The organism is Streptomyces sp. CoH27 (assembly GCF_020181035.1).
GTDB lineage: Bacteria > Actinomycetota > Actinomycetes > Streptomycetales > Streptomycetaceae > Streptomyces > Streptomyces camelliae.
Window position 1 is genome coordinate 38,707 of sequence record NZ_JAIQYY010000040.1, and the last position, 4,406, is coordinate 43,112.

At 70.0% G+C, this 4,406-nt stretch carries 4 protein-coding genes; 1 reads left to right on the forward strand and 3 read right to left on the reverse strand.

Annotation, left to right across the window (positions count from 1 at the left end):
* The 3 genes from LE548_RS40220 to LE548_RS40230 form a co-directional block, all read right to left on the reverse strand.
* Window positions 1–918 (reverse strand): helix-turn-helix transcriptional regulator (locus LE548_RS40220; RefSeq protein ID WP_225102002.1); only part of this gene is annotated, 918 nt, incomplete at its 3' end.
* Between the two features lie 350 nt (window positions 919–1,268).
* Complete coding sequence (locus LE548_RS40225; protein ID WP_225102003.1) at window positions 1,269–1,826, reverse strand: helix-turn-helix transcriptional regulator; 558 nt, start codon at window positions 1,824–1,826, stop codon at window positions 1,269–1,271.
* A 417-nt stretch (window positions 1,827–2,243) separates the two neighbouring features.
* A complete protein-coding gene (locus tag LE548_RS40230; RefSeq protein WP_225102004.1) occupies window positions 2,244–3,257 on the reverse strand; it encodes an NAD(P)-dependent alcohol dehydrogenase in 1,014 nt (337 codons plus the stop codon).
* Between the two features lie 114 nt (window positions 3,258–3,371).
* On the opposite strand from LE548_RS40230, the gene LE548_RS40235 reads away from it, so the two are divergent.
* Window positions 3,372–4,163, forward strand: coding sequence for a helix-turn-helix domain-containing protein (locus LE548_RS40235; protein WP_225102005.1), 792 nt, complete (start codon window positions 3,372–3,374; stop codon window positions 4,161–4,163).
* Window positions 4,164–4,406: the final 243 nt, after the last annotated feature.

Below are 4,406 nucleotides of genomic sequence, written 5' to 3' on the forward strand. Positions count from 1 at the left end.
TGCGTTCCGCTGGACATCGGTGACGCGCAGCATGGCCACCCGGTTGTCGCTGGTGATGTCGCACAGCAGCACGCCGGGGCGGATGGCGGCGGCGTGCAATTCGACACCGTAGTCCTGTTCGAGCGCGCACTGGCTGAACGTGCCCACGTCCCCTGCCGGGAGGACTGCCATGTCCGCGTTGCCCAGCCCTGTCAGCGCGTGGTCGCTGTCGGTGAACTCGACGTCGTGGTGCGGAGAGCCCGGCGACTTCCGTACGTTCCAGTCGGAGGCGAGAGAGTCGAGATCCACCACCGTGCCGGGTGCCATGACCAGCGGACCGTGGCGCCGTTCGGGTTCAGCCGGGGTCGCCGAGGAGGACGCGGAGTGCGCCGCGGCCGGCGGGGACGCGGGTCCGTGGACGACCGGGCGTGCGCCGCCCGCAGGAGCGGGGTTGCTCCGCGCGCCGGGCAGCGCGCCCGCGCCGATACCCGCCACGGCTCCGGCCCCGATGGCGAGAACCGCAGCCCGCCTGCCGCGCCACCACGACGGGGTTCGCGTCCGCGCCGCGGTCCGGGCCTTCTCACCGTCGGAATCGTCCTGGGGCGGCGCCGGCGGGGTCACGGCTGTCGGGGCGGGGCCGGTGCCGCGCTCGCGCTCCAGCTCTGCCAGCTCGGAGTGCGCCTGCTTCCACCGGCGCGACCAGTTAGCCTGCTCCTGGACGTCCGCGCCACAGGCCCGGACGAAGGCCAGCGTGGCCTCCAGGGTGGGCAGCTTGCGGCCTGCGGCGGCCGTGGACAAGGTGCTGTGCGCACACCCCGCCCGGCGAGCCATGGACCGGTAGTCGGGCGACCCGGCCTGCTCGCGCAGCCGCCGTAAGTCCGCGGCGAAGTGCTCCACAGGCCCGGCGGAGGAGTCCAGCTCCCCGTGTGAAGGCTGCATCGCAGGCTCCCACTTCCTTCGCAGTGCCACGTCAACCCTGTCCTACGGCAGAACAGTGAAGCACATGCCCACCAAGCCGGCACCATGTTCGCAGCCTTGGTGTTCGGGCTGGTCAGAGCGGTTTCGGCCACGCTCTGGCGGACCTGCCCGCGACGACGTCGGCACGGTCTCACCCATGTCTAACCCACGGCCGCGAGCTGCCCGGGGTCCCACTGGGCGGCATAGCACTGCTGGATCCTCGGCAGACAGCAGGGCCCCGGGGGAAGGAGAACCATCCGGGGCCCAGTCGTCTGCCGTGGCTAGTGCCTGACGCCGTCGGAGATCTTGACGAATGAGAGCGGACGGCACGGCTACTGCTCGCGCAGGCGTCTGCCCAGTTCCTCAATCATGGCGACGCGGTCGGGGTCCCGCTCGCGCAACTGCCGGCATCGTTCCTCCCGTTCGGCACTGTAGTTCTCCCGCGTGTGCTGTTCGGCGGCCAGGAGCCGCTCGGCGGTGATGCCGAAGAGGGGCGGCGCCCACTCCTGCCAGGCGATCCATCGATCCTGGGCGTGGTCGTAGCGGCTGGAGCTGAGCCGACCGCGGTGGCCGGTCGTCTCCCGCTGCCGGTAGGTTTCCTCGGCCATGCCGAGCGCCTGGGCCATCGCGGCGCGGCTGCGGCCGGTGTACACCCGCAGATGCGCCAGCACCTCGTGTTCGACGGTGCACAGGTCGGCCGGGGCGACGTCGACAGCGGCGGCCAGCTGAACGAGCGTCTCGGGCCGGGGGGTCCGAGAGCCCGCCAGGTAGAGGTTCACCGCCCGCTCACTCACCCCGGCCGCTCGCGCGATCCGTGCCACCGAGGCGCCGGCGGCGTCTCGGGCCGCGCGGAGCTTCGCCGGGTCGAAGCCGTACTCCGTCTCACTCACATGCAGTTCATACCCCCGGTGTCGGGAGGTTCGTTCACCCTGAACGAACCTCCACCAATAGGCGTGTGGAAGTTTGGCTCGGGTCACACTGGTGAAGCGAGCTGCCCGTACCTCAGCAGTGGGCGCCTCTGCGGACGGCCGCTACACGAACGCGCCTGCTGGGGTTGCCCCGAGGGGGACCGTTTCCAGGTGATGCGTCGGCCTGTGCTGGACGCCGTGGCGGTCACGTCGACCAGGTGCACGGCGGAGATGTGCAGGGGGGCGTGGCCGGGGCGGATGCGAGGCAGAATGCCTTGTGCTTGGTCGGAGTCGGCTTCTGCGTGTATTGGTAACTGCGGCTAATACCAGCCGGACTTCGCCATTTGTACTGGTCAATGGGCTGGGAGTGGACTGCGACCCCGAGCTCGGGTGCCCGGCTCAGTCGATACCGACCACGACCTTGCCGAACGCCTGCCCGGAAAGGTAGTAGGCGAAGGCGTCACGGGCCTCGGCAAACGGGAAGACCTGGTCGATCACCGGGCGGATCGCGTTCACGTCGACGGCGCGGACCAGGTCAGCCAGGTCCGCGCGGCTGCCGACGAAAACCCGCCTGATGGCGGTCATGGTGCGGGCGTAGGTGGCGGTATCGATCTGCAGGCAGGGCTCGGTGGCGCCGCCGCCCAGCATCACCACCTCGCCGTACAGCGCCGACGACCGCATCGACTGCTCGATGGTGGCGGGGCCCATGGTGTCGAGGACTAGGTCCGCGCCCTCGCCGCCGGTGAGTTGGCGCACAGCCGCGCTCCACTGCGGCGTGCTCGTGTAGTTGATGACGTGGTCGGCTCCCAGCGTCTTCAGCCGCTCGGCCTTGGCATCGCTGGACGTAGTGCAGATGACCTGGCAGCCGGCTGCCTTGGCGAGCTGGAGGGCGAACAGCGAGACGCCTCCGCTGCCCAGGGTGAGCACCGTGCGGCCCGGCAGCAGCCCCTGTCCGCCAGTGAGCGAGGTCCAGGCAGTCACGGCGGCGCAGGGCAAGGTGGCCGCCTCCGTCCAGTCGAGCGAGTCGGGCACGCGGACCGCCCACTCCTGGTCGAGCACGGCATACTCGGTAAGCATCCCGTCCAAGGTGTTTCCGAGCTGGTCGTACAGGTCCGTGCTGAGCCGGCCGCCCTGCCAGCGCGGCCAGTAGCTGCCCACCACCCGGTCACCGACCCGAAAGCGGGTGACCCGCTCACCCACCGCGACGACCTCACCCGCGCCGTCGCTGAGCGGGATCACGTCCGGGCAGGTGGGCAGCGGGTAGCGGCCGTGCATGATGAGCGCGTCACGCTTGTTGAAGGCGGCAGCGCGGACCCGTATCAAGATCTCCCCCGGGCCGGGCGTGGGGATTCCCCGTTCACGCAGCACGATTCCGTCGAGACTGCCCGGTGTCCGCAGGTGGTACGAGCGCATGGCTGATCCGATCTCCAGTGACGGTTGTCTGATGGATCGTCGGGCGTCGAGAGCCACCGCTCAATTCCCTGCCGGGAATGGCCACACGGCGTGCCGCTGCGTTACAACGCTCTGGTGAGCGAATCGGCCCCCGCAACAGTCGACCCCGCAGACTTTCCCGCCCAGGTGCGGCGGTGGCGCACCCTGCGCGGTCTCAGTCAGCTGGAACTGGCCCACCTGGCGGGGACCACGCAGCGGTACCTGAGCTTCATCGAACGCGGCCGCTCCCAGCCGGGGCGGGACATCGTGCTGCGCCTGGCCGCATCCCTCGGTCTCACACTGCGCGAACGCAACGCACTGCTGCTCGCGGCCGGCTTCGCCGCGCAGTACCCGGAGTCCGCGCTGGACGCACCGCTGCTCCGGCCGGTGTACGAGGCCCTGCGGCGCATCCTGGACGGCCACCTGCCGTACCCCGCTCTGGTGGCCCGTCCGCACGGTGAACTCGTGGCCGCCAACCGGGCGTTCGACGTGCTCACCGAAGGCGCTGCATCGGATCTGCTCGAACCGCCGCTGAACGTCTTCCGGCTGGCCCTGCACCCGGACGGCATGGCCCGCCGAGTCATCAACCTCGCCGAGTGGGGCCGCCACATCATCGAGAACCAGCGCGCCCGGGCCCGCCAGCATCAGGATGCCCGACTGGCCGCACTCGCCGATGAGTTGACCGGCTATCTCCCGCCCGTCCAACCCACCCAGGACCACCTGGGATTCGCCGTTCCGCTCCGACTTCACTGCCCCGAGGGCGAGCTGCGGCTGCTGACCACCCGAACCACGTTCGCCACCGCCGTCGACGTCACGGTGGCGGAGCTGCATCTGGAGGCCTTCCTGCCCCTGGACGAGGAGTCGGCGGCGATCCTGCGGGCGCGGTGAGTCAGGTCGGGCGATCCATCGCGTACACCCGAGCCGCAGCTCCAGCGCACCCAGGTCCAACCTGCACAGTGACCCCAGCATGGAAGTCCACCCCGCCCTACCCGCACCCAGCTCGCGGCACAGTCCCACTTCCGGGCCATTGACCAGCGAAAATGGAGAAGCCCGGCTGGAGTACTAGGGTCCGTCTTCAAAGATCGCTAGATGGTGGATCATGGTTGGGTGGTACGCCGTCACGAACTCACC

Coding starts and splice junctions, on each gene's coding strand:
- LE548_RS40230 (WP_225102004.1), bottom strand. CDS start 3,257: ATGCGCTCGTACCACCTGCGGACACCGGGCAGTCTCGACGGAATCGTG.